This is a genomic window from Methanosarcina horonobensis HB-1 = JCM 15518 (assembly GCF_000970285.1).
In the GTDB taxonomy this organism is placed as follows: Archaea; Halobacteriota; Methanosarcinia; order Methanosarcinales; family Methanosarcinaceae; genus Methanosarcina; species Methanosarcina horonobensis.
This window is the reverse complement of sequence record NZ_CP009516.1, coordinates 3564886-3591267: the sequence shown is the minus strand read 5'-3', so window position 1 is coordinate 3591267 and position 26382 is coordinate 3564886. Positions and strand designations below refer to the sequence as shown.

Sequence of the window (26382 nt, the reverse complement as noted above, 5' to 3'; positions counted from 1 at the left end):
CCGGAGCCTGACCTGCAAAGGCACCTGCCGGCCAGTATCAGGTAATCCAGGATAATGAGAGAGACTTCCGATGATTAATCATCTGAAATATCCAGAAAAGGTGATTGAGTTATTGGACAGAAAGAGCCTGGAAAACGACGATAAGGAGTGATTTTCCAGACTCTTGCACAGTATCGCTCGGCAGTTTCTACCAAAAACCGTCGAGGCCAACCCTGGAGAACGATATAATATATCCTTTTCCAGGCTCTCATTGTATTATTTCCATCCATATTAAACTTACTGGAAAGCATCGCTCTGCGGCCCTCAAAGCCGTCCGAGAATGGAATAGTACAATTGATGTTTTACTAAAATGCGGAACAGCCCGCAATATAAATCATGTAAAATAAATTAAAAATAAAAAAATTAAAGAGGTATTGAGAAAATGATAAGAAAATCCGATATAAATTTACACATCGGGATGGCTATGCTATTCCTGTGCACGGCGCTGGTTTTGACAGTGTTACCAGCGGCTGCTGATTATACGGCAGACAAGCCGCTGACTGAAATAATGAACGGAATGGTCACAGGCGGCATGAACTACACTATAGGCAACAGTTCTTACAGTCCGAAGTTATGGAACTACAATTCTACAACAAGTACGGGCGATAGTTTTTATGTTCAGCTCCAGCCAGGTCTACCAGATGGGGCAACAAATCACAGTGCAAAGCTTTACGTGTACTATACGTGGAGTTATCTGAACGACACAAACAGTTCCTCAAACACTGGCATGGAAGCAAATATGAATGTAGTCTTTAATGGACTTGATCTTGGTGCACCCACTGATCACTATACAGACCAAAAAGAAGCCAGTGGATATGATTATCCAAGTGGAACATGTGCTTATGATGTTACCAGTTACGTTGATGCAACTGATCCCTCTAAGACATATGTTGTGAAAGTTACAAATGCCGAACCTTACAATGGTGACGACGGCGATACCGATGGTGATGACAAATGTTCTTTCAATATTCAGGCCGTGGGGCTTCTTACACTTTACAATCAGTCAGGCGGTACTAATAAATATTACTATATTGATGAGGGGTGTGACGTGACATATGTCAAATGGACAGGCAGTAGTTGGACATATGGGATAAAACCGAGTGATGCCCAGTGCGTTGCGGATTTCACTAACGTGAATACAAATAACGTGGAGTCTGCAACTCTGACCACTGTTGTTCCATCTGGCGGTACGCCCTATAACAAGCTGTACTTCAATAGCTTCTCCTCGGGGTCTTGGGAAGGATTATGGAATGCAAACCCATATGCTGATTTTTCATGGACTACTACGGATGTCACAAGCTACCTTGCAACCGACAATGAAGCGAAAATGCAAAATGGACTGAACGATAACAACTACAACACTGACACTCAGATGCAAGCAGCTAATGCGTTTCTACTGGTGAATACAACAACTACTTAAACAGGTTTTCCACTTCCAAAATATGGAGGATTTCACAGTAAGAGTAACAGTCGAATTAATCGATTTTTCAGCAAGAAAAGGGATCTTTGGTAGTGATATCTTGCTGATCTTATAGCTACTGAAGGTTACAGAAAGTGGCCAAAAACATCTTCCCGACAGATAATCTCACGACTATCAGGGCTCAGGATGACTGCGAATTTTTAGGAATAAGAAAAGGACGATCGCATCCAGTACGAAGCTAGGAATAAGGCGGCTCACTTTCCCATTTCTTTTTTTGATTTTCGAATTGAAGCGGCACGAGAAAACTTGAACCTCAGTTGGAAAACTGGAATCTTCTTTTTTGGCGAAAGACTGCCCTTTTAGCGGACGAGTACTCGACTTTTATTAAAGATAAGTCATACTTTATGCGTTATTACTCTTCAATTTTGTGTTACTAAATTCATATATAATTTAATACAAATCTTATTATTTAACAAAATTTAAATACTTCGTACTTCTTTTTTAAAATAGTTGTGTTATGACAGTAATCCCTTTTACAAATAGGAGACCTATGGAAAAATATGCTCTAATTTAATTTTAATATCAAAGGAGATGATATTTAATAAAATCTGCGACAATTCTTAGAAATATGTGAACTCTCAGCTGTGCAACTTCCTACTTAAAATAGCTTCTATGCAGCAGATTACGACTATTACTGCACTGTAAAAGCTTACACACACCTAGACTTAATATCAATTAATCAGAAGGATTAGCCTGTATTTCAATGTCCTGTTGATTCAGGACAAATTCATGGATCTACACCGCAAAATATGCAATCAGTGTCATCCCTCTGATGAAGTATTGTTCCATCACTGAATTTGACTTGATAGAATCACAGAGTTCTAAAGACGGTACAAGCACATAGCGAACTCTGAGAGTTCCTACAACTGTACAGGCTTTGGAAAGAAGAAAAATAATATTCTTAGCAAAGGGAACCTGACAAGACAGTTTCTCTTCTTTTTTAGTTGATCAACCCAAAGGTGACGAATAATGACATTCAAACACGCTAAATATATATTCTCTATACTGGTAATATTCCTTTTTGCCGGCACCGCCTCGGCTTTACCCACAATAGCACACGACACAGTGCGGGGTGAGATGTATGTATCATCTATAGCAAACTGGGCTTCTAAAGATTCTATAAACAATTTTAACGTACCAAACGGTACTGTTGTTTTTGCGCGATATTATGTAGGAGTCTGGGCTGGCCAGTCTACCCATGATACCATAACCACAACATTCAATGGACACTTATTCCCGGCCAACCCATCTTACTATTCGACTGATATGGGTGTGACTTGGATACCCTATGATGTCACAGATTACCTACATCCCGGGAAAGTGAATACTGCAACGGTCAATTCAGTATCTTGGGGTGACGGCAGACAATACGGCAGTACTCTTGTAGTCATACTGAAAAACGAAACTAAGCCACAAGTAGAATACTGGGTTGCAGAAGGCTGCGACTGGATGCATTATGCTGACTTTCTGGGATATGATGTCCCGAATTCTACCACATACTTCAACGGGACTGTAGACCTTGCTGATGTACAGAATGCAAGCCTGTATTCAACTCACCTTACAGGGTTCAATTATGAGGATCTGAATGGGAATTCTCTTCCAGGTGCAACCGAATCTGTAAGTGATGAATATTTCAATTATATTCGCTGGGATAATGTGCAGGGGTCTCTTGTGCCTGAGAACCAGACCGTTCTTGTGTCAAGGGGAAGTGATACATATTGTTCTGTGGTATTTCACGGCCTTTCAATTGTGTCTAAATCTCCTGACCTTGTGCCAGTGAGCCTCACTCCTTCTGCTGTGACTGCAAACATAAACAACACCATGACTGCAACTATCGAGAATAAGGGTAGCAATAACTCTCAGTCTTTTAATGTATCGCTCATGGTGGACGGTAAGGTTGTAGATACGCAGCCTGCTTCTGAGTTAATAATCGGAAGCAACACGACAGTTGATCTTCACTGGACACCTGACGGCAGCACAGATATCTACTCGTTGAGCGTGGTTGCAGACCCGGAAAATATAGTGGTAGAGTCGAATAAGGACAATAATATACTAAATGTACTCGTCGGTACGACTTCAGCAGCTTCTCCAGTCGCTGATTTCAGTGCGGGCAAAACCTCCGGCGATGCCCCCCTTACGGTTACCTTCATCGACCTGTCCGCTAACTCACCTACTTCCTGGATGTGGGACTTCGACAATGATGGAGTAGTGGACAGTAACGTACAGAATCCCACCTACACCTATACCAACATAGGGAACTATACTGTGAAACTCACGGTCGCCAATGCAGGTGGGAACGACTCAGAGACGAAAACTAGGTACATTGTTGTCAATCCACTAGTTGCAGATTTCACGGCAACACCTACTTCCGGCGATGCGCCTCTTATTGTCACGTTCACGGACGCGTCAATAGGGTCGCCTACCTCATGGCTCTGGGACTTTGGTGATGGTACTACTTCAACCAGCCAAAATCCCACACATACCTTCACTAAGATCGGCACCTATAGCGTCAAATTCACAGCGACAAATATAGCTGGAAACAACTCCACTACAAAAACAGGACACATCAATGTCACAGGTCCAGCATCAATTGGGCCTATCTGGATAGCTAAATCGGAATGGAACGTACCCGACATATCGGATAGTTCGGGAGATCGTGCATCTCCCACCCTAGCCGACCTTGATGACGATGGAGATTACGACTTACTAATAGGGGAATATAATGGTAATATATATGGTTATGAGAACACAGGGACTCCAAGCAGTCCAGTGTGGACAAGAAAAATTGAATGGGATGCTCCCAGCACAGGATATTATGCATTTCCACGTTTAGCTGACCTTGACGGCGACGGAGACTATGACTTACTAATAGGGGAATATAGTGGTAACGCATATGGTTATGAGAACACAGGGACTCCAAGCAGTCCAGTGTGGACAAGAAAAATTGAATGGGATGCTCCTGACATAGGAAGTAGAGCAGCACCATGTTTGGCTGACCTAGACGGTGATGAAGACTATGACCTGCTGGTCGGTGCTTCAGATGGTTTTTCATATAGTTATGAGAACACCGGGACTACTAACAGCCCGGTGTGGACGAGAAAACCTGAATGGGATGTACCTGACATAGGAAGTAATGCAGCACCATGTTTAGCTGATCTGGACGGCGATGGGGACTATGACCTACTAATAGGCCGTTCGAGTGGTGCAGGATATGCCTACGAGAACACAGGAACTAAAAACAGTCCAGTCTGGACGAGGAAAACGACATGGGATGCGCCCAGTACGTCAAGTGCTTATCCATGTTTAGCTGACCTTGATGGTGACGGAGATTACGACCTACTAATAGGTGCAACGAATGGCATCTCATATGCTTATGAGAACACTGCAGTTCTGGCAGATTTAATTCCTGATCTCATCCCCACTGCCATAACTCAACCATCCAGAATTACCTCGAACTCTCCCTGCACCATCAGCGCTACAATTAACAACACCGGTCCAGGCAATGCAGAAGATGCTTTTAACACGACCCTTTCAGTAAACGGCACAGTTGTGGATACGCAGTCTGTATCAGGTATTGCATCAGGGAGCAGCGCAGAGGTCAGTTTCTCGTGGATGCCGGAATCAGCAGGTGACTACAACCTTAAGGTAACTGTAGATCCAGAAAATGAGATCGCCGAGTCAGATGAGACAAATAACGCGATGACGGTAATGGTAACAGTTTCGGCGGCATCGACGACTCCGGTTGCGGATTTTGCCGTAAATATGACGAGCGGAGATGTCCCACTTACGGTACAGTTCACCGATCAGTCCACAGGTATACCGACCTCGTGGTTCTGGGACTTCGGTGACGGTACCAGTGCTACCGATCAGAATCCCTCGCATACCTATAATGCAGCCGGAAATTACACTGTAAACCTGACTGTGGAAAATGCTGCTGGGAAGGACTTCGAGTTAAAATCGGATTACATAGAAGTTTCCGGAGCTTCCGGGTCAACTGTTACTCTCTATTTTGACCCGGAAAACTCCTCTGTCTCAGAAAACGAATCTATTGAGATAAATGTCGTTGCCAGTAATTTCCCAGAAGGTCTTTCAGGCTACAACCTTACCGTTGCTATTGACGACCCGACTGTTGCCGAGATAGTTGATATAGAGTATCCTTCCTGGGGTCTGATTACTGAGAATTCTTCTCTGCCAGGGACTTCTATCTACCTGAAGACTGTTGACGGGGAAGATACTGTTAAGGCAGGAGCAACAGATGTTGTGCTCGCCACCCTAACTGTTTCCGGAAAGAAGAAAGGATCTGCGAACCTTTCGATAGGGGTTAAACGTCTGGATGACGATTCAGGAAACATCATAGAGCCGGCATTTTTAACAGGAAGAATTGAAGTGACCCTTCTGTCTCCCCTGCCGGATCAGGAATATGCCCCTCAGGACCTTGACGGAGACGGGTTCTATGAAGACCTCACCGGAAACGGGGAGTTCAGCTTCGTAGATATAGTGGCGTACTTCCACAACATGGACTGGATAGAGGAAAACATGCCGGTGGAGTACTTCGACTTCAACGGGAACGGGAGGATCGACTTTGATGACGTAGTGCGGATGTTTGCAATGATTTAAAAGAAAAAGGAAAGAAAAAAGGAGAAGAAGAAAATATGGAGGGAAAAAGGAAAGAAAAAACGAAGGGAAAATAAAGAAAACTTCCCTGTTCCCCCATTTCTCTTTTTTCTCTATTTAAAAACATTTTTGCAATGTGATCCATTATCTGAATACACAATCCGGCTCGAGGAGTGAAATAATACTGACACTTAATCCTGCTTCTATCTATTCGTTCCGCAGTTTCAATATTGACATTTCTGTAGCTATTAGGTAAAAAACCCGTAATGTCAATAACATCTTTACCTGATCGGCGTTATTGAACTCACTGCTTCCTATTACCAGACTTTTCCTGGTTTGCTTGGACTGCAAAAAAGGTTTTTCGTTATACGTCTAACATATGCCATCTACTTGCTTGAAGTTCGGCAGAAAAGAGCAAAAAGAATATAAAGAAAAACTGAGACTTCTACTTTTGAGTTTTGAGACTTCTACGTGTGAGTTTTTACACATCTAACAGCTCTCAATTTTTCTCTTTTTTGCAATTTCTGGGAAGAACATTTTATAGGATTTGATAGAAAACGAGCTAAGGATGGTGGACAACCACCAAATTATGAGGAAACCAGGTCAACGTACAATTCTACTGCCGCCGGAGGTTGTGCAAGGGCTGCATACACAGAAAAGTTAGTAATCCTGGCTGAAATCCTGTTTTCATTTTCACTAAGGGTACTATCAACCATAGTCCACGTAGAGTTATCTTCAGAGAGGTATATGGATGGGAAGTTTCCTTCTATTGAGTCATTGAGGCCCATACTGAGCCTGACATCAGAGTCGAACTCTGCACCTTCGGGCTCAAGTCTATAATAATATTTCCCTGCCAGGTATAGAGTGCCTGGGAGGAGAGGCTGGTCTGCCTCTGCTATTGATATTGCTTTTAGAGGCTCTTTCTGGCTATCAAGCAGCCTTGTGCCTTTTGGAATAAATATAGAAGCATCGAGGGCGTTATTTTCCACCAGGATATCCAGTAGAGCGTATCCATTGCTGTCCAGATAAGCTGAAAGGTCACTCCCTGACTCAAGGGTCACTTCTGTTAGAGTGTGGTTGCTGTATGGACTGTACGAAATAGTTTCGTATATAGTGATTATATCCTCAGAATCGGAACTTTCGGTATATGGCTGCCCGCATAAATTCGAGTATGCATGGGCCTGGGGAACCCGGTGGGCTCCAGGTTGTTCGGATAGTATACTATAAGAAAAAGTCTTTTTTTCTTCCGGGGACAGCACAAACTCCCAGCTTAAACATGAAGAGCTATCCAGATCCAGGCATTTGCTCTCTGAAGAAGTATTATTAATCATCGAGAACGTTGCTGGCAGCAGATCTAGCAGCCGGACATTCACTGCTCTGTCCTGGATATTTTTTACGGAAAGCGTAACATAAACAGGGCTTCCTGAAAACCCTTCTGAACCTGTGTTTTTGTAGATTTTCAGAGGTTCGACGACCTCAATTTCCTCAGTTTCGGAAAGAAAATGTTCACCAGAGCTATCTTTCCAGTTTACGTTTACCTTAATGGAATAATTTTCTTTTACCTTCTCCGGAAACTTAAATCTGAGTTCACAGGACTTTTTTGAACCTTTATTAAGGGTTATTTTCTCCGGACACCCTTCCCTAACAAGGAGCCCGTCCGAATCTAACTCCAGCTTTATTTCCTTGGCTTTCACCAGTCCAGTGTTTCTGAGGTCCATATCAACAATCACCTCATCACCGAGAAAGTATTCGTCTTTGTCCGCCTCAAGATCAAGCTCAAGGATAACGTTCTCTTCAATATTTCTTTGTGTTTCAAAGGTGATCTCAGCTTTTGGGGAAAAGAGACTTCCAAACATCGGAAGAGTTCTCTGGTCAGTAATATTGTAAGCTTTCAGCCTTATATTTTTATTATCCATATAGTACCAGTTCGAACTGTTATTTTCCAGGACTATATCCCCGAGGACGATGTCGTCTTTGAGGACCTGAATCAACACCATGCCGTATCCGTCAAATTTCAGTGTCTCCAGGGAGTATCCATCTTTCGAAACGATGGAGTTTTCAGGCCCGAGTGTAACGGTTAAATTATCCCAGTCATCTTCGTTTTCAGATCCATATGTAAGATTTGCGAGCAGAAACAGTGCAATGAAAAAAACTACAGCTGCACAGAATCTACTTTTTCTGTTTATCTTTCTGTTCATGGCTGTTTCCCCCGGTTCCGGAGTCTTAAATATAAAACCGCAGCAATGAACCCAATTTCTCCACAAAATCCTGATAGGTCTGCCTGTATCTCACTATCGTAATTCCTGAATATTTGCCCTGTCTGATTATAAGGTTCGGTTTCATTATTGGTTTCGAGGGAGTTTTTGAACTCGGACCTGGATGAAGCTTTTCCGTCAACAATAATGAGCTCCCTTGCAGTATTGTTTTCCCCGTCGACTGCACAAACAACTATTGTATTGGAGCCTGAAACTACTGGCACACTGGCACTCCAGCTCTCTCCTGCTAGCAATGCTTTCTGTCCGTTAACTTCTACTGTAAGGTTCCGGTTTGTATCTTTAGCCGTTCCGCTGACTGTAAGATATCCAGCATCTACAGATTTTCCATCTTCCGGATACTCTATTTCAAGTTCAGGAGGAGTCAGATCTACGATCCTTGAAAGAAAGGGAGTATTCCAGTTGTTTACTTCACATAGTTCTTTCTTCTTGTTCGTATAGTCGACATATACTTTCAGAGCCTGCTTCCCATCACGGGCAGGTTTCCAGTTGAACTCAATTGTTTTACTTTTTCCATCTGAAAGGGAAGACACAGGGACTGTGGATACAATTTCGTCATCAGCATAAAGTGCTGCTTGAAAGCCATATGCAGGGTCTTTTCCTATGTTTTTTATGTTTGCCTTTATTGTATTGTCCTTCCCTGCATAGAGTAAAGGAACGGTAAGTCCCGAGACTATCAGATCAGAGCTTCCTTCTTCTCCTGTCCCCAGGCTCAGAACTGCCAGTACAGGATGCAAATAATCTTCATTATCTCTTTGAAACTTTAGTTCGTTGTCGTCATCTGCAAGAATATCCAGTACATCAAAGAATTTGAAATCAAAATAACTTTTTGAATTTGCTATGTCATTTTTATTATCTCCATCGGAGAGCTGTTCATCGTTAAAGTAAAGGGAATCTTCAAGTCCAGGGCTGCCGCAAAGGTATACTACAGCTAGGTTTGCGGTTTTGTACTTATCAACGTCCACTTTTCCGGAGAAGTCTGCATATGCTTCGTCATGCGTTGACGCCAGATCCCCACTCCACCCTTTGCCATGAAGGTTTATGTTCCCTTCTTCAATCCAATATCTTGTATCTTCCCCTTCTTTATCTTCATATGCTGCAGCAAGGATTATTCCATATATCCTTCCATCAATATCTCCGCTTGTCTTCGCCTCTACTTTTAAAGGTCCGGTACTTATGTTCGAGCTGACGTCATAAGCTATCCAGTAAACTCCATGTCCAGTACAGTAGATAGCAGGATTCTGATCCTCATCGTCCCCTTTGTCTGCTTTGCCTTCCAGATCCACACTTTCGAACTCTTTCCCGCCAACTGTAAGGTCAAGAGTTCCTTTTTTTGCTTCCGTGCCTCCCCATACTCCCACATATATCTTTGCCCAGACTACGGAATCCCCTGGCACGTTGAACTCCTGCACGTAAGGTGTTTTCTTAAGTCCATCTCCCCCGTCAATATACAAACCGCCTTTTATCGTACCTGACGTAACTTCAATCAGTTCGTCCTGTTCAGGGCTACCTTCAAAGTTGTAAGTTGCCAGGCATGGAGAAACATATGTAAAAAAAATCAGTACTCCTGCAAAGTACAGGAAAAACCTGCTCAGTTTTTCGCTTTTTAATAACATATAATTCTTCATCTCTTTAGACACATTCACTATAGTTTTGGCGATTTTTGCGATATTGATAGAAGCTTTCGTAATTTATTGTGGTATTCATCCATGTATTCCAACTGGATATTTTTTCCTACAAAATTGAAATTTTGTGATATTTTATGCATTAACTATATATCAATTTTTCTAATTAATGTTATTTTATTTTTGATAATTTGGCATTTCTTAAGACTCATTTTTTAAAAAATTAGAGTTTTCAAAATCATTGATTTGATGTTTCAATTGAAGGAAAGTGGAAAATTCCTGTTACACTTTCTTAGTTACACTTTCTTAAGCTGATATTTTGAAAAAATAAAGGATGACTCAAAATTTTAAGCTACTTGAATTTGCTTCATTCCTATGACAATAGGAGAAGTATCCGCGGAAATATGTGCAGTTTACTGTTAATTTTGCTTTTTCAAATCCAATCAGCAAGCTTTATATTTGGAGACTCAATTTAAAGTTAGTTTATATGTGGCAGACACTACTTAACAAGTTTGAGAAATACCCTGCACAGGCAAAAGTTCTTAAATTACTTTTTGAACGCGGGTTTCAGGTGAATGAGGAAGGTAAGGTAACTTCCGGAAGTATCGAAATTGCACATACTCAGCTTGCAAAGGAAGCAGGAGTTGACAGACGGGTTGTTGACGCGACCACAAAGACTATCGTCTCCGACGAGCTCCTTAGCACCATATTTAAAAACGTCCATTCAATACCTTTTCTTAGAGATGTAGCTCCTGCTCTTGGGCTCGGGGTAATCATTATTATTCCTGAAGACGCCGCACATGTTGGCATCCTTGCTGAAGTTGCGGGCCTGATTTCCAGACACAATGTAAGCATTCGCCAGGCTGTCTCAGACGACCCTTACCTTACGGACAACCCCAGGCTCACCATAATTACCGACCACAAAGTTCCCGGAGATCTTGTTGATGATATTCTTAACCTGCCTTCAGTAAAAGGAGTAAGCATTTACTGATAATTCGTTTTTGCACAACAGGAGTTAATCAAAAAGCCAGGATTTAATGATATCCATCCTGCACTTTGATAAAAGCCTGGATGGATCACAGCTTTTAATGAGTACTGGCTCTAAAGGTAAAAAGCATAGGCTTAAAAAGCCTCTGGAGCGATTTTTCCATCCTTTAGCTTTACCACTCGATCCGCAGTCCTGGCCATTTCAGGGTCATGGGTAGTAATAACAAAACTTACCCCTTGCTCCCGGTTAATTTTTCTCATAAGGTCAGCGATCTTTTTTCCGGTATCTGAGTCAAGGTTTCCTGTCGGCTCGTCTGCCAGAATAAGCCTGGGACTGTTCGCAAGTGCCCTTGCTATGGCAACTCTTTGCTGTTCCCCTCCGGATAATTCTGAGGGCAGGTGATTCAGCCGGTCTCCGAGCCCGACAAGGTCAAGAAGCTCGGTTGCCCTCTGTTTCTGCAGGGAACTGGAAGTTCTGTTGAAGTGCATTGGGTAGCAGACATTCTCCATGGCGCTCATTGTAGAAATCAGGTTAAAAGCTTGAAAAACAAAGCCTATTGTCTGCCTGTGCAGACTGACAATACTGGAAGAATTTCTGTAGTCAACTTCGGTGCCCTTGATGAAGACCGTTCCAGAACTGGGTTTATCCAGGCATCCGACAATATTAAGCAGGGTGGATTTTCCGGATCCTGAAGGGCCCATGAACGAAACAAATTCTCCTTCTTCAATTTTCAAATTCACTTCTCTAAGAGCGTCCACACGCAGACCTGAACCAAAAATGTAATACTTTGATAGATCTCTGGTTTCAATGATAGTCACTTACGATCCCTTCCCTGACCCTTTCTAAGAATGTCAATTAGCTCCCTTTTCGGAGTTTTCGGATTCCTTTAACTCAATTAGAAGTATCGCATTTGTTACCAGAAGGTAGTCTCCGTTATCCTGCACACTGGCAAAATTCCCTGCTGACTCCAGATAAGCTCCAACAGGTCTCTCGTCCAGAGCTACCTGGACAGTTTCATTTGTCTGGTATATATTCTTCCAGCTTTTTCCCCCTCCGAAGAGGATCTGTATGAGGTCTCCAATGACCGGAATACGACTGGTCTTCTCATTAAAGAAAAGCCTGTTCCGGGCTTCTGCACCTGAACTGTAGCCTCCGGAAGGAGAAACTGTTATCAGGTATGCATCTGCAACATTCTCAGGGTCGATAACTCCCTCAAAGTAAGCGGTTGTTGTGGCCATTTCGGGATCAATCCCATATTCGGCATACAGCATATCGCATCCTTCATTGACCCAGTATTCGATCACCGGCAACTCCGAACCTTCATAAATGAGCAGAAGTCCTATGCCCTGTACACAAAAAGTGCTTCCGTCTTCGGCAGTGTTCACAAGCGAAATAGCATAGTTGCCTGGTCCGGAAATTTCCCCGCTCAGGTCATAAGCATGCGCGCCTGAAAAAAAGTCGTACCTGGAGACAAAGCCCTTGGTGTCCGTATACATCTTTTCCTCCTGAAGAGGCACAACAGTGCCGGAATTTACAAGAGAAACATTAAATTCCGGATAGATACCTTCAAGCCCTTTTTTGCTCCAGACCCAGTAAACGTAAGCCTTTGCAACCTTTATGGAACTCCCAGCAGGGGGTTCGACACTAAAGTTAACCCGATAACTTTCATTGTATTCAAGCTCCCCGCTGTATCTGCTGTCCCCCAGAGAAAAGTCAAGACCCCCACGGTGCTTGTCATAAATGACAGTCTGGAGGGGTTTATCTCCGGCATATGAAGCCTGGACAGGAGTGATGAGCAGCAGGAGATTAAGTAAAATAACAGCTTTTTTCAAATTCATTGTTATCCTCATTTGACTCAATGGTATTATTATGCTCATCTACCTTCACGCTGAGAGTGTGCTCCCCTTTCTGGGCCTCAACCCTTATATTATCCTCAATTGAATTTTGGCCTGCCAGTTCTGGAATATTCAGGACTGTGACACTTTTCCTATCAAGATAGAGGTTTACATCAAAGTCCCGGGCTGAAGCTTCTCCGTTATTTGTAATCTTTACTGGAATTAAGTAAGCTGCTTTTTCTGCTGCATGGGTTTCCTCAACACAGCCGCTAAAAACTGCTATCATGAGTACCGCAAGTAAAAGCAGAGGAAGAGATTTTTTTCTCCGTACTCTAAAAAGGGAAAGGAAAGAGAGAAAGATTACCGAAGCCGAGACGGTTTCTTCCCGATCTTCAATTTTCACGGGCTCTCCGAGGGAAACCGAAAGATCAGGCTTTGACCTGACACTGACATTTAATGTACAGGCATTGTTTTCCTTATCCGACTCTTTTATCCTGTCTTCGGGGTCCACGGAGAGTTCAAGCAGATGCTCCCCTTTGACTGCAGGCCATGAGAATGCGGACCTGTACACTCCGGAAGCTTCCATCCTGACAGGGAAAGTTAAAACCTCGCTCCCATCAACCCTGAAACTTACCGTAATGTTCTCTTCGCAGATCCCTCCAGGGTTGTTTATTGTAAAGGAAATCTCTGCAGGGATTTCATCGACCAGCTCCTGTTCCTGGACTGTGATCTCAGGGTAGAGGTCGGGAAGTATGGAAGAGGTACTTTTAGATGTCAGGACCAGGGCTGCCAGGACAGGGTGCAGGTAGTCTTCTCCTTCCTGGATACCGATTTCCCCGTCTCCGTCCAGGTCAAGCCCTCTCAAAAAAGATACGGAATTGTCGGCCTGCAAATAATCGAGTACTTCAAAATACTCTATATCAAAGTAACTGGAAGAAAAACCCTCGCCTCCGCAGGCATCAAAACACACCTCATTGGCAATGTCCATTGCTTTTCCGCCGTAACTCTCAGACAAGTACTCAGGTGGAACTCCAAGCATTTCCCCGTTGAACTCCAGATAATTAGGCAGGCCTCTTGTCCCGGTAAGGTATACTACCGAAAGTTTGGCGGCATCCTTGCTGTTCAAAGCCTGTCCGCAGCTGAAATTGACGTCTGTTCTATCGTTAACATTTGCCAGAGTACCACTCCAGCCTTTTCCATGAAGGTTTACGTTCCCGCTCAGGAGCTGGTAGGAAACCATAGGAGCTTTTGAGTCTTCACAGGCTGCGGCAAGCACTGCCCCATAAACTCTCCCGTCCAGCTTGTTCCCTGGTTCGCCACTGCTTGTAAGGATCTCCACATTATTTTCCCCGTTTTTCGTAAGCTTGCTTACATCATAAGAAACCCAGTAAACCCCATGGCCTGCACAGTACACATCCTCGTTTTCGTCATTGGCCCCGGCAAGCTGGAACTTCTCAAGCCTCTGCCCGTTAAACTCAGGCTGGACCCAGCCTTCATAGTTTTCCGTGCCTCCCCAGACTCCTATGTACAGGCGAGCCCAGCGAAGAGCGCCTTCAGGCACGTCAAATTTTTGAGCGTAAGGCGTAAAAGAAAGCCCATGCCCTCCGTCGATATAGATCTCTCCCCTGAATGTGCCCTGAGCGTCCGGAGTAAGGGGTATTCCATCATACGAATATCTGGCCTCGACAGGAAAGATCAGGAGTAAAAATGAGAACAAGAGGATAAATAGTAAGGTTATTTTTACGTGACCTGTTTTCATAGCCGTTCACTTTCTTACCAGATCAAAATACTAAACTTCAGGAGAAGTTCAGACTGTTCCTAGTTTTATATTTTGATAAATTTCTTACTCTTAAGCACAACCCATTAAATGAGCTTCATATCATTAAATAATTACAGCGAAGTAAAAGTTATTAAATGTTACTATTTTTTCCTCTTGTATTAAATAATAAAAAAAATAGAAATTTCATATCAAGCTGAAAAACCTATAACTAAGCTGGCACATCTTACGGCAAACTGCGGACGTTTGTGGGACATTTGATTGAAATAAAATATGGAATGCTGTCAATTGTTTCCTCGAGTTCTGTATAACGGATTGTTCAGGTTTTTGTGGATTGTTAAGTTGAAATTTGAAAGTTATGCTTCAAAATAATAACAATTAATGTGATTATAAGTTAATAAATACTTATTTTTTAAAAGAATTTATATGCATCAAATATGCTATTTACATGCTAGTCAAAATCATTAGAGTACTGATCAATATTGTTAGAAAAGATCTTCAGAGAAATTTTGCAGACGGGTGACGGAATATGCAGGCTGGAAGCATAAAGCAAAAAGAGAATCGAAGGACGATCTGTAGGATTAAAAACTATCTGAAAATAAATCCGGAAAATGAAGCAAAAAACAGGCACAAAAAAGAGAATAAAGGATTCCGAAGGGTAGGGAATATACCCTATCTGGCGGCAGGTTTATTTTGGCTGATAGCAGGGCTGTGCTGTCTGCTGGCTTCCCCTGCCCTGGCCCAGTCTCCTGAGAACAACGGGTATGTAGCAGACAAGCCTCTAGAACTGTATATCCATGATACGGTTCAGGGAGATCTCTATTATACTGTAGGCAATAGCTATTACAGCGGAAAAGTCTACCCCGGAGACATCTATTCCGTGAACCTCAATGTCAACCTGCCTGAGGGAGCAACTGTGAAATTTGCAAGGCTTTATGCCTACTGGACCTGGAGTGCCGAAGGAATCCAGGGCAGGTACCCTGAGATGAAACTGAGCTTTAATGGGGAAGAGCTTACACCTGAACGGGAATACACTGACAGGAAAGGTTGGGGCATTTATGATTATCCCACAGGCACCTGGGCTTACGATGTGAGTGACCGCATTTCTGGTTCGGGCACTTTCGTCACAGATCTCGAAAACACAGGCTCTGGGGCTTCCTATGTCTGTTTCGACGGTGCAGGTTTACTTATCGTATATACGGATCCGAATGGGAAATATATAGAATACTGGGTCAGTGAAGGAGCTGACATGCTCAATTCCCAGGTGGACGAAAATGATAATCCGCTTTACTATACTACTCCAGACCAGACGATATGTGAAATGCTCAAGCCCACCCTGCAGCTCCCTTTCCGTAGCGCAACTCTCTGGACTATCACTCAGTCCGGGAACTGGGAGGATAACACTCTTCTGGTCAACGAGGAAAAGTTTCCGGGAATCTGCAATGGCAAACCTTACCCTGATCTAGATATTGATGTAAGAGAAATCAAAGACTACCTGAAATCCGGAGAAAATTCCATTCTTTTCCAGGCTATAGGGGATTATGTGGTACCTTCAGGAACTTTCCTTGTGATTGAAAGAGACTCCCTGGCAGGAGTAACGCAGGCCTCTACAGGAGAGACATCGGAGAATCCGGAAGAAACAGATCCGACTCCAGAAGCCTCAGAAACACGAACTCAGGCAGAAACTTCCGAAAAAGAAACGGAAAAAGCTCCTGGCTTCGAATTCATTTCTACCCTTGTCTTTTTAACAGGAGGAAAGCTGATTGCAGGGTACCGGAAGCAGGAAGCCCGAGAATAAAAGGTTCCTTTTTTGCCTTCTTTCCATAATTCTTTTTTTCGGGAGGGTGTTCCTTATTAAACACCTTATCAAACCATTTATTAAACCGGGACTGTACCTCCAAACCCCGAGTAGCTCAGATAGAGCCCGCCTGCCGTAAAAAATATTGTGTATGCCAGAAAAAGGTAGTCGTTGCTTTTCAGGCTAAGTTCGTTTAAGGAGGTCCTGTGCCTATTTGCCCGAAAGCCCCTTGTGTCTGCAGATATGGCGAGTTTTCGCCCTGCTCGGAGTATATTGACCACGAGAGGGACAAGAATGTATTTCAGGGCTTTTGCTTTAGTGCGGACCCCGCCTTTTAACTCCAGTCCTCTTGCCTGCATAGCATTGAGAATTACTCCGCTTTCTTCAAGCATCGTAGGGGCAAAACTGACTGCAGAAGAAAGCATGAATGCAATTTCATAGGGGAGGCCTATCCTGTAATTTTTTCCTCTTATTTTTATTTCAAAGAAGCTGACAAGCCCAGAGATAAGTCTGGAAGGGTGGGTTGTGGCAAGCACCAGCATTGCAGCGCTCAGCGATGTCATAAAACGGAAGGACTGGTATAGCCCGTAAACGGCCCCATCTGCATAGAAATAGACTCCTCCTGTAAGAGAGCCCAGCAGGGGAAAGGAAGGAGGGATGAGAGTTAACAGCGGGTCTTTTGCCCAGTAATAGAAAAGGGCCTGTGAAAGGATAAAGCCCAGCCCGATACTTCCGAAAACGAGGATCATTGCTTTTATCCTGTTTTTTGAGGGTTTCAGGATAAGCCAGAATGGCAGGGTTGAGGCGAACAGGGCTACCAGCAAATAAGGAGTTCCGAGCACTACGCTCAGTACCGAAATTCCGAAAAGCCAGAGTAGTTTTACCCTCGGGTCCAGCCTGTGAAACAGGCTGTTTTTTTGTTCATAGCGAAAAAGCCATTTCAAACAAGAGATCCTCCTCAGATTTTTTCACACAAAAGAAAATAATAGTCCAACTATTTCTTACTTTTCATAAGGATTTTAACCTTGCAGGTATAAGAAATACTGGATAATATGGACTCTAATATGGACTCCGGAACAGGCACAGATGCCACAGCTCCGCATATCAGGCTTGAAAAACTCACATACAACTACCCCTATTCGGATTTATCGGCCCTTTCGGACATAAACCTTGAGCTTAAAAAAGGGGAATTCGTGCTCCTAGTGGGTCCAAGCGGCTGTGGGAAAAGCACTCTTGTACGCTGCTTTAATAGACTGGTGCCCGAAATTTCAGGAGGCAGCCTGTCAGGCCGCGTCCTGCTCCGGGGCAAAGATCTCGAACACGAAAAAGTCCACAGGTTGGCCCTTGAAGTTGGGATGGTGTTCCAGAACCCCGAAACCCAGCTGTTCGCACTGACAGTGGCCGAAGATCTTGCCTTCGGGCCTGAAAACCTCGGCTTACCCCGGCAGGAGGTCATGACTCGCGTAGAAAAAACTCTCAACTCAGTCGGGCTGGCAAAGCTGAGAGACCATTTTATCTTCACTCTCTCAGGAGGGGAAAAACAGAGGACTGCAATAGGGGGAAATCTGGCGATGCAGCCTGAGATCCTTGTCCTTGACGAGCCTACCTCAGACCTCGACCCTGAGGGCACCCTGGAAGTGCTTGAACTGCTCAGGCGGCTGAATGCGGAAAAACAGACTACCCTTGTCCTGATAGAACACAAACTGGATGCCGTTTTTGAAATGGCAGACCGTATACTTGTTATGGACGAAGGCAGAATCATTCTTGATGGAAAACCTTTTGAAATCCTGTGTCGTGAAGAAGAAAAACTCCGAAGTCTCGGTATTCATCCTCCTCAGCTTACCGAGATTACCAGCTTCCTGGGTCTGGCTTCTGAGTTTTCAAATGTCCCTACCTATGAAACTCTCCTGAAACGCCTGTCTGAACTTCTACAGGCACCTGCAGATAAAAGTGAGCCTGAGAACCGGGAGGAAAACGAATCCGAAATTTCCATTTCTATGCTGCAATCCCTGGAAAGCTTTCCTCACGTCCGGATCGAGAACCTCTGCTACAGGCATGAGGATGGTTCGGAAATTTTTAAAAACCTTAACCTTGAAATCAAACATGGAGAGTTCCTTGCCCTGCTAGGTCACAATGGAGCTGGAAAGACAACCCTTGCAGGCCACCTTATGGGATTTTATAGACCTGCCTCTGGAAGAGTCCTTCTCAATGGAAAAGACATAAGCAGGTACTCTACAGCTCAGCTTTCTAAAAAAGTAGGCTACCTTTTCCAGAACCCGGACTCTCAGATTTTCACGGACAGCGTATTTGAAGAGGTCCGTTTCGGGCTCAAGAATCTTGGAATTCCCGAAGAAGAAATAAAAAGGCTGGCAGATTCCACCCTGGAAATAATGGAACTTTCAGCTTACAGAAACAGGCACCCTCATGCCCTCTCAAGAGGACAGCGCCAGCGGCTGGCAGTAGCTTCTATTCTTGCTCTTGAGCCGGACCTGCTTGTTCTGGACGAGCCTACCACAGGGCAGGACAGGGGACATATCCGCAAGTTTCTGGGTAAGATCCGGGAGCTTAACAGGCTCGGTAAAACAGTGGTTCTAATAACTCACGATATGGAGCTTGCAGCGGAATACGCGGAAAGGATTGTAGTGATAAAACAGGGAAAAATCTTGCTTGACGGTCCGACAGCAGATGTATTCTTGAGCCCTGAAGAGCTTGGTGCAGCCGGGCTTATTCCTCCTCTTCCTGCAAGGCTTGCCCTGGATCTAAGAAAACAGGGAATTGAAGTCCCTCCCATGCTCACCGTTTCCGAATTGAAAAGCTTTATCAGGACCCTCTGTCCTGAGTTTGCAGATCTCGGAAAACAGATTAAGAAGATATCTGGAATCAAATAAGGCAGCTACGGAACGGAAAAAGAAAAATTTGGATGAATCTTTTTAAAGTCTTGCCCCACTCATTTTTACTGCTGTATCGTACCCAAGCGCTCCTCCTATAAGTCCCCCTGCACATGCGAGTGCGAGCTGGAGTCCTATATACCAGGGTGCATAGGAAATTTTCCATTCAACAGGTGCGTAGAGCAGGTAAAATACAAGGGTTGAAACCACTCCTCTTGATATGCCGTAGGTTATCGCTGTCAAGCGTCTGTCCGCATAGTCCATCCCGAACAGAATAACGAGGAGGTCAACAATTACTCCTTCGGCAAGGTAAAAGCCCAGCCACATAATATGGGAACCCCAGACAACCATGCTGATGAGCAGGACACAGGTGAAGAGTAGAGTTGCAGTCCCTGGTTTTCGGACCAGCTGCAGGGCTACCACCATCAGGACGACCGTGGGAATTGAAATGACCAGCCCGTCAAACCAGCCCAGGTTGATTAGCTTACTCAGGTACCTGAACACCACTGCAATAACAGCGGCGAGTAATGCTATGGTTATCAGATCAACAGTCGAAAAGAGGTCAAGGACTCCAAAATGTTTTACCGCGGCCAGAATCCCGATAAAAAGCAGGAGGCTTGCCAGGATCGTAAAATAAGTCAGCCAGGAAGGCGGGGGTATGAGGCTTACCTTCTGTTCGCTTTGCTGTTCCCCACCAGGGTAGTCCATATGGATCGTGAAAACGACCTGTTTTTTGAATTCGATAGAGATCGGAGGCTTCACGTCAAAAATGAGGTCTGCACTCTGTCCGGGAGCCAGATCCCTGATTTCAGCCTTAATTTTCTGTCCTTCTTTTGATATGGGATACGGCTGGGGAGAGACACCGGTTTCCAGGTCTTCCGGGATTTCGATAAGTACGGTTATGTTGTACAGGGGCTCAGATCCCGGATTCTCAAGGCTTACCCGTGCCCTCTCCCAGGAACTTCCTGCTACAAGGACATAAGGGGCCTGGTTTTTGTCAAGGGGAATTTCCATGCTGCACCTGAGGGAGGAGGTAGATGAATTCGAAACCGTCCCTGTTGCAAAAATTCCGGGAACGCAGGAAGCTGTAAGGATGAACACAAGCGCTACTGAAAGAATAAATCCATATTTCATTTTTTACCTCATTTTCATCTATCTTTTCTTCAAATCATCTCATCAAACTCTTTTCCTCCTGAACCTTAGAAACACCGCCAGAAAGGCCAGAAGACAGACTATAATTACTGGAAAAGGGACCTGTCCTCCTTTTGAGGTTTTTTGTTCATGGATTTTGAGAAACTCGCTGTCTGACTCTGATTCGGAAATAAGGACTGCAACGCAGGGGTGGAGATACCCTTCCTCACCCCGCTCGAAGCAGAGAATGCTTTCCGTATCTTTTGGATAGACCGAAATCGAGTAGAGGTCAAAGTATTTGCCCAGAGAAGACCTCCCCACATCGCTTCCGATCTTTTCAGAATCAAAATATAGTTCATCCTTTTCTCCCTCGGTGCCCGCCACAAGCAGAACGTGGAGACTTGAGTTTTTCCCTGGGGACGTGCCTTTAAAAGTGCTTGTCACCCTGTCTTTTTTGTTCGTATATGTAAGGGCATAGTTTCCCTCGTTGATCCAGAACCTCATCGGAGGCGTGGAGCTGTTTTCTGAAACAGCAGCAAGAGTGATGCCATAGGGGCCTCCTCCCGGGTTTTCAGATAGGACCGAGACTTCATTTAACCCTGCATGAAGAAAAGTACTGGCATTAAAGCAGTAGAGGGCAGTTCCCCAGGCAGAAACGTAATCTGGCTCCTCTTTCGTCGAATGTTCATGCCCGTTGACCATTAAGTGAATACTGTCCCCGCTGTCATAGTTCCAGACAGGCACATAAAGCCGAGAATATCTCAGCTCCTCTCCAGGAGGTAGTTCGAAATACTGGATGTAAGGGTTTTCTCCGGTATACCCGTGCCCCCCATCAACGTATACCTCCCCCCTCACAACTCCTTCTGCTATCGTATAGGGAGGAATGCCGTCTCCCTGCCAGCCCCCATTTCCCGAAAAGAAGGAAAGAAAGAGCAGCAGTCCTACTCCAAGAAGCCCTGCTGTTAAGATCTTTTTCCCGGTATCCAAGGCAGTTCATCTCCTGAAATTATCTCCCTGCGACAATTCCTTCCTGCGGCAACTGCTTCTGCAGTTGCCTATCTACTTTAAAGTTGCCTCAAAGCACTTACAGGGTCCAGTTTTGAAGCCCTCCAGGCAGGATAAAGCCCTGAAACTACGGACACAAGTAAGGAGATAAGAATTCCGGCTCCAAGAATTTCGAAGTTTAAGGCTGTCAAATGCTCTATATTCCCTACATCAAGCCTTGACATCAAGAGAGCTCTTCCTATCTTATCTATGAAAGTTGAAAAGAGAACTCCAAGAAAGTCCCCTAAAACTCCTCCCAGTGCTCCTATAAACAGGCATTCAGCTAAAAACATCCGCAGGATATCAGATTCTGAAGCCCCTATTGCCTTTGAAATCCCGATTTCCCGGGTTCTCTCATAGACCGAGACTACCATTGTGTTAACCACCATCAGTCCGCCTACAAGCAGGGAAATGCTTGAGAAAAAAGCAAGGACAAGAGTCACCCCGTTCATTATCCGGTTAACCGAGTCAATTTCATCCTGTGCACTTGAAGAGGAAAGTCCCAGTTTGTCTATTTTCTCCCTTGTTTCGTGAACCAGGGAAGAACTTTCCACTTTGATCAGAGCCCCGTCATAATACTCTTTTTTGCTGAGTCCTTTTGCATATTCAAGCCTCATGAAGGCCCTGGAATCGATTTCATTTCCTGAAGGTTTCAGATAACCCACAGGAATAAAACTTATTTCCTTATCAAGAGGCTTTCCATCTTCTCCGTAAAGGCGTAATCTGGCTGTTATCGGGGTTCCTATCCTGGCTCCGTCTATTTTTTCCAGTTTTTCCCACAGGTCACTTCCAAGAATAATCTGGTTCTCCCCGCTATCATACCAGCTCCCTTCGGCAAGCTCAAGCTCATTTGCAGTCCTGTAACCCTCCTGAGCCCCGAATATTTCAAAATAGGTCCCTGAAGGACTTACATAGGCGTCTTTTACGTAAGGACAGACAATTTCTCCGTATTCCTTTATTTCTTCTATTTTTGAGTCGCTTATAAGGACAAGTCCGTTTTCCCTGAAACCTGGGGAGACCTCAATCAGAGTCAGGTCCCGTGACTTCTGGATCTCTTCTATTGCATTGATGCGGAGCCCCTCTCCTAACGAGACAACAGCTACTACTGTTGCCACTCCTACAGCGATTCCGAGGAGAATGAGCAGTGTTCTGAACTTTTTAAGGCGGAACTGTCGTATTGCCATTGCGAACTCTTCAATCAAACCGTTCACCAATCCTTTTTCCAATTCCTGCAAGAGAGCAGGGCTAGGTCAACTCATATCAAACTGCACGAATTCATAATATTTGAATAAATAACGCTGAAAATTACAATATTTCATGTTACTATCTCTAAATTAATTAACATAAATTCTGAATATATAGCTTTTTTGATTCTTAGTGAGAATTTTTCCTTTAAAGCAAACACTATGCCAGAAGAAAATGTGTTCTCTTCAAACAATCTAAAATTAAATTATCAACCAACTGCAATTATGTTTACCGAAAAAACTCTGAGGTTTCTTCCGGAGATTTCGCCGTTGTACATATGAATATTTCTAAATATTCGTAAAAATTATCTGTTTATTAATACAAAATAAATTCGATGAGTATAATTAGTTTGACTATATATGTCTTATATGTATGCAGATTGGAATTGTAATTCATAACCTTCAGCTTATGGATTCGCCCCAGACAGTAAAGAATATTCTTACGCTTCTATCCAGGGAAAATTGCATAAATGCCTGTCTCTGCGGTACAATGGGAAAAGTTGCGGCAATTGATGCCGGCCTTGAGAACCTGATCGAAATCGAGCAAGTTCTTAAGCCCAGTGCCTGTATCGAGGCCCTTTTCAGGTCAAATGACCTTGTGTGCCTTCTGAACCATGGCCGCGAACTTCAAACCGGCCGTATTTTCGGAAGAATCGTGGTTTCACATATACAGAATCCTGAACAAAAGCCTCTAATCCAGATTGAAAGGCCAGGATGTGTTGATGGTGAACTCATTGCGTGGAATAGGGCTGCAGAACTTCATATAGAGAAATTTTCAGGCCTTCTTAACCTGAAAATTTCTCAGCCTCCTTTGCCCGTCACCTCTATAGAAATAAGCGACCAGGGAAGGCGGGTTCTGAGAAGAATTTCAACTTTTCCAGGGGCAAATATAATGGTTGAAGGGTTTGTAGTTGGAAAAGCCACTTCTTCTGAAGTCGCTCTCATATCCCAGGACGGCTTTTTGATTTCTATGGAGGGAGGAGTCATAAAAGAGCAAGGTATTAAAATTCTTCATAATTATGAAGAAAGAGTGCCTGTAGACATGTCCAGGGCATGGGTAAAAACTGCAGCTTCTCGAAAAAATCCTGAAGTCTGCGAAAACCTACCAGTAAACAAAAATGGAGGAGTAACAAAAAGTACCTCTTTGAAAAAGAGTTTTTTACAGGAAAAAGTCTCAGAGAGTGGAACTAAGGTCATTCTTATAGATCACTGCGCTGAACGTTCACTTGAGATACTGGAAGGAGCAGGACTTGCCATCACTATTGGAGATGATACAACCGAGATTGCCGGAAGTATTTTATCCAGATTTGGAATTCCTGTTATTGGGATTACAGATGGGGACTGTGATGAACTTGCAACTGCAGTGAACTATGCTTCGGGTTCAATGGTCCTGCTTTTAAAGCCCGGAAAGGATGATGAGCTCGGGATAAAGCTTAAGGAAGAAATTTTCTCAGGAAGGTACACCTCGTTTTTCGAAAATATTGAGGATCTGAAGTTGAGAATCATAAACTTTGCAGAGGATTCTCTGAAATCCATCTCAGAATACTGAGCCCTTACTTTACTGAGTTAAAACCCAAAAAGATATCTCTTGATGTCCATCTGGCCTGCAGAGATTAATATTTTTCCAGACTATTTCCAGCCTGAATCATAAAAAGAATCGTAATATCTGTAACTGATAATTGTTAATATTTTCGAAATAATTCTTATAAAATGTTAATAAATGAAATTTAATGAACAATATATTTTAATAAATAGTACAAAAGCAAATATTTTTAATATAAGAACTTCAAAATGTTTACTACTTTAAAAAATAGGGCCAAAGATACATTTCAAAGTACCGGAAATTCTGCTAATGTGAAATCCGGTACGAAACCAAAGCATTTTGAATTGCAGAATTAACAAATCGAGTTAAAACGACGGAATGCCTTAGCTCTGCATCCTTCATAATTCTGGCTCTTTTATCATAGGTTAAGCTTCAGGATAGATTCGACGTACAAACAAGATAGTGTGCATAAATATGGATCAGGAAATATTGAGGTTTACGAATGAAAGTAAAAGCTGTGTTATTTATCCTTGCTCTTATAGTTCTGGTGCAAACGGCTGTGGCTTCTGGTATAGGTGTTGGAGTGAGCCCAGGAAACATAAGTTACAGGCTTGCTCCGGGAACCTCAGCAGAGCAGTCACTGTATGTAATAAATACCGGAACTGAAACTGCAACATACAATGTTTTCGTAGATGAAAGTGCTTACAGTAGCTGGTTCACATTTTCTGCCTCTTCTTTTGAGTTGAGTGCAGGAGAAAATAAAGAAGTTAAGTTTACTCTCAGTATCCCATCTTCGGTTGAAGAGGATATAGACTGCAAGATAAAAGTCCCATGTACTGTGCCTGGAAAAGATGTTGGAACAGGGGTTATCATTCCTGTTCATATAGAAGTTTACACGTCTGAGGGAAGTTCTTCCGGTAAGAGTTCTTCCGGCAGCAGTCCTTCCGGTGGGGGAACGGTATCCCCGGAACCCGCCGGCAATGTGGAAGCCAAAGAGCTCTCTCAACAGTATGTAACAAGCAGCAGCCGGATCAGGTTTAGTTTCACACAGGATGCTACCTGCGTAAAATATGTAGAGTTTGACGCGAAAAAAAACCTTGGAAAAATCACGACAATTGTTGAGATGCTGAAAGAGCGTTCAACTCTTACACCGGATACACCTGATAGTGAAATCTATTGCTATCTGAATATATGGGCTGGAAACGATGGCGTTGCAACTTCGGAAAATATAGAAAACGCCATGATCGGCTTCAAGGTGGATAAAACCAGGGTAAGTGAAAACAATATCGACGCAGATTCAATAGTCCTTGAATATTTTGATGGAAAGAATTGGGTGTCTCTGCCTGTAAAAAAACTGGATGAGGATGAAAGATATCTTTATCTGGAAGCTGAAACTACGGGCTTTTCTCACTTTGCCGTAACTGGCGAAAAATCGGACGAAGATAATAAGGATACTGGAATGACTCCAGTTACAAGAGCAGGTGAAAAGTTGAAGTATACTGCTGAAAACCTGGAATCAGTAGCTGCCAAGAGCCTTGAGGAAAAAGGTCCAGGCATCCTTGCAGAAATTGAAGTCTATGAAATGAAATTTAGAGAGATTTGCCAGGACTTGATCCGTACCTTGCAGGAGAAAAACTGGTTTTCTTATATTTAATTAAAGAAGCGGCTATAAATCTTATTTCCGGAAAAATTTGGAGTTCAACAGCACCTGGCTAAGAAAGATTCCTTCTGGCATGCTAGGAAAAAAGGTCTAAAAAGAGCATTAGCAAGTAGCCTCAACCTGAATAAAAGCAAGCTTCAAATGAATCATAAAAAGTTTAGCTGCATAGCAAAAATCTTGACCTGACCATACCTGACTTGAGATGAAATCTAATCTGAGTATTAGCTCAAAGCTAAGGTCTATTATCCGGATAAACGAACATAAATAATAAAAATGTGTTTTTGTTAATAGTGCTTCCGCCAACCCAAAATTTCCACAGCTGGATGTCTCCCAATAACTCTTCTTTTCAGGCGGAAGCAGCTTTTCGACTGTATGAAAAAAGAAGGGCCCTATTTACAGAGATCTTCTTAAATTTATCATTTTCAAAAATTTAATTTAAGTCT

Annotated in this window: 16 protein-coding genes; 7 read left to right on the top strand and 9 right to left on the bottom strand. The window is 43.5% G+C overall.

Annotated elements, in window-relative coordinates:
- The first annotated feature begins 496 nt into the window (after nucleotides 1-496).
- A complete protein-coding gene (locus tag MSHOH_RS15750; protein WP_158024207.1) occupies nucleotides 497-1459 on the top strand; it encodes a DUF3344 domain-containing protein in 963 nt (320 codons plus the stop codon).
- A 1029-nt stretch (nucleotides 1460-2488) separates the two neighbouring features.
- A complete protein-coding gene (locus MSHOH_RS15745; RefSeq protein ID WP_048141046.1) occupies nucleotides 2489-6136 on the top strand; it encodes a CARDB domain-containing protein in 3648 nt (1215 codons plus the stop codon).
- A gap of 584 nt (nucleotides 6137-6720) precedes the next feature.
- On the opposite strand, the gene MSHOH_RS15740 is transcribed toward MSHOH_RS15745, so the two are convergent.
- Both MSHOH_RS15740 and MSHOH_RS15735 read right to left on the bottom strand, forming a co-directional pair.
- Nucleotides 6721-8331 carry a COG1361 family protein gene (locus MSHOH_RS15740; protein ID WP_239451013.1) on the bottom strand — a complete coding sequence of 537 codons (1611 nt, stop codon included), beginning with the start codon at nucleotides 8329-8331 and terminating at the stop codon, nucleotides 6721-6723.
- Nucleotides 8328-10022: a DUF3344 domain-containing protein gene (locus MSHOH_RS15735; RefSeq protein ID WP_048141044.1), complete on the bottom strand. Its 1695-nt coding sequence runs from the start codon at nucleotides 10020-10022 to the stop codon at nucleotides 8328-8330. The genes MSHOH_RS15740 and MSHOH_RS15735 overlap by 4 nt, the downstream gene beginning before the upstream one ends.
- Nucleotides 10023-10518: 496 nt before the next feature.
- Here MSHOH_RS15735 and MSHOH_RS15730 point away from each other — a divergent pair, with 496 nt between their 5' ends.
- Complete coding sequence (locus MSHOH_RS15730) at nucleotides 10519-11022, top strand: amino acid-binding protein (RefSeq protein ID WP_048141043.1); 504 nt, start codon at nucleotides 10519-10521, stop codon at nucleotides 11020-11022.
- Nucleotides 11023-11153: 131 nt separating this feature from the next.
- Here MSHOH_RS15730 and MSHOH_RS15725 read toward each other — a convergent pair whose 3' ends face one another.
- The 3 genes from MSHOH_RS15725 to MSHOH_RS15715 are packed head-to-tail and all read right to left on the bottom strand — an operon-like array spanning nucleotide 11154 to nucleotide 14571.
- Nucleotides 11154-11837: an ABC transporter ATP-binding protein gene (locus MSHOH_RS15725; protein ID WP_048141041.1), complete on the bottom strand. Its 684-nt coding sequence runs from the start codon at nucleotides 11835-11837 to the stop codon at nucleotides 11154-11156.
- Nucleotides 11838-11870: 33 nt separating this feature from the next.
- A complete protein-coding gene (locus MSHOH_RS15720; RefSeq protein ID WP_239451012.1) occupies nucleotides 11871-12857 on the bottom strand; it encodes a DUF3344 domain-containing protein in 987 nt (328 codons plus the stop codon).
- On the bottom strand, nucleotides 12826-14571 hold the full coding sequence (locus tag MSHOH_RS15715) for a CARDB domain-containing protein (protein WP_239451011.1): 1746 nt from the start codon (nucleotides 14569-14571) through the stop codon (nucleotides 12826-12828). The genes MSHOH_RS15720 and MSHOH_RS15715 overlap by 32 nt, the downstream gene beginning before the upstream one ends.
- 589 nt (nucleotides 14572-15160) lie before the next feature.
- On the opposite strand from MSHOH_RS15715, the gene MSHOH_RS15710 reads away from it, so the two are divergent.
- Nucleotides 15161-16429, top strand: a complete 1269-nt coding sequence (locus tag MSHOH_RS15710; protein WP_048141034.1) for a DUF3344 domain-containing protein — start codon at nucleotides 15161-15163, stop codon at nucleotides 16427-16429.
- A gap of 80 nt (nucleotides 16430-16509) precedes the next feature.
- On the opposite strand, the gene MSHOH_RS15705 is transcribed toward MSHOH_RS15710, so the two are convergent.
- The gene (locus MSHOH_RS15705; protein ID WP_048141032.1) at nucleotides 16510-17373 is read right to left on the bottom strand and encodes an energy-coupling factor transporter transmembrane component T family protein; all 864 of its coding nucleotides are present in this window, start codon (nucleotides 17371-17373) and stop codon (nucleotides 16510-16512) included.
- A 108-nt stretch (nucleotides 17374-17481) separates the two neighbouring features.
- Here MSHOH_RS15705 and MSHOH_RS15700 point away from each other — a divergent pair, with 108 nt between their 5' ends.
- Nucleotides 17482-19317: an ABC transporter ATP-binding protein gene (locus MSHOH_RS15700; RefSeq protein ID WP_239451010.1), complete on the top strand. Its 1836-nt coding sequence runs from the start codon at nucleotides 17482-17484 to the stop codon at nucleotides 19315-19317.
- Nucleotides 19318-19359: 42 nt separating this feature from the next.
- Here MSHOH_RS15700 and MSHOH_RS15695 read toward each other — a convergent pair whose 3' ends face one another.
- The 3 genes from MSHOH_RS15695 to MSHOH_RS15685 form a co-directional block, all read right to left on the bottom strand.
- Nucleotides 19360-20451 (bottom strand): hypothetical protein, encoded by a 1092-nt coding sequence (locus tag MSHOH_RS15695; RefSeq protein WP_048141030.1) that lies wholly within the window; start codon nucleotides 20449-20451, stop codon nucleotides 19360-19362.
- 42 nt (nucleotides 20452-20493) lie between these two features.
- Nucleotides 20494-21435 (bottom strand): DUF3344 domain-containing protein, encoded by a 942-nt coding sequence (locus MSHOH_RS15690; protein ID WP_048141028.1) that lies wholly within the window; start codon nucleotides 21433-21435, stop codon nucleotides 20494-20496.
- Between the two features lie 77 nt (nucleotides 21436-21512).
- Entirely contained in the window at nucleotides 21513-22676 is a 1164-nt protein-coding gene (locus MSHOH_RS15685; RefSeq protein ID WP_048143553.1) for an ABC transporter permease, read from the bottom strand.
- A 433-nt stretch (nucleotides 22677-23109) separates the two neighbouring features.
- On the opposite strand from MSHOH_RS15685, the gene MSHOH_RS15680 reads away from it, so the two are divergent.
- Together MSHOH_RS15680 and MSHOH_RS15675 are read left to right on the top strand one after the other, a co-directional pair.
- Nucleotides 23110-24285 carry a DUF2117 family protein gene (locus MSHOH_RS15680; protein WP_048141027.1) on the top strand — a complete coding sequence of 392 codons (1176 nt, stop codon included), beginning with the start codon at nucleotides 23110-23112 and terminating at the stop codon, nucleotides 24283-24285.
- Nucleotides 24286-24781: 496 nt separating this feature from the next.
- A complete protein-coding gene (locus MSHOH_RS15675) occupies nucleotides 24782-25933 on the top strand; it encodes a PGF-pre-PGF domain-containing protein (RefSeq protein WP_048141025.1) in 1152 nt (383 codons plus the stop codon).
- Nucleotides 25934-26382 lie beyond the last annotated feature (449 nt).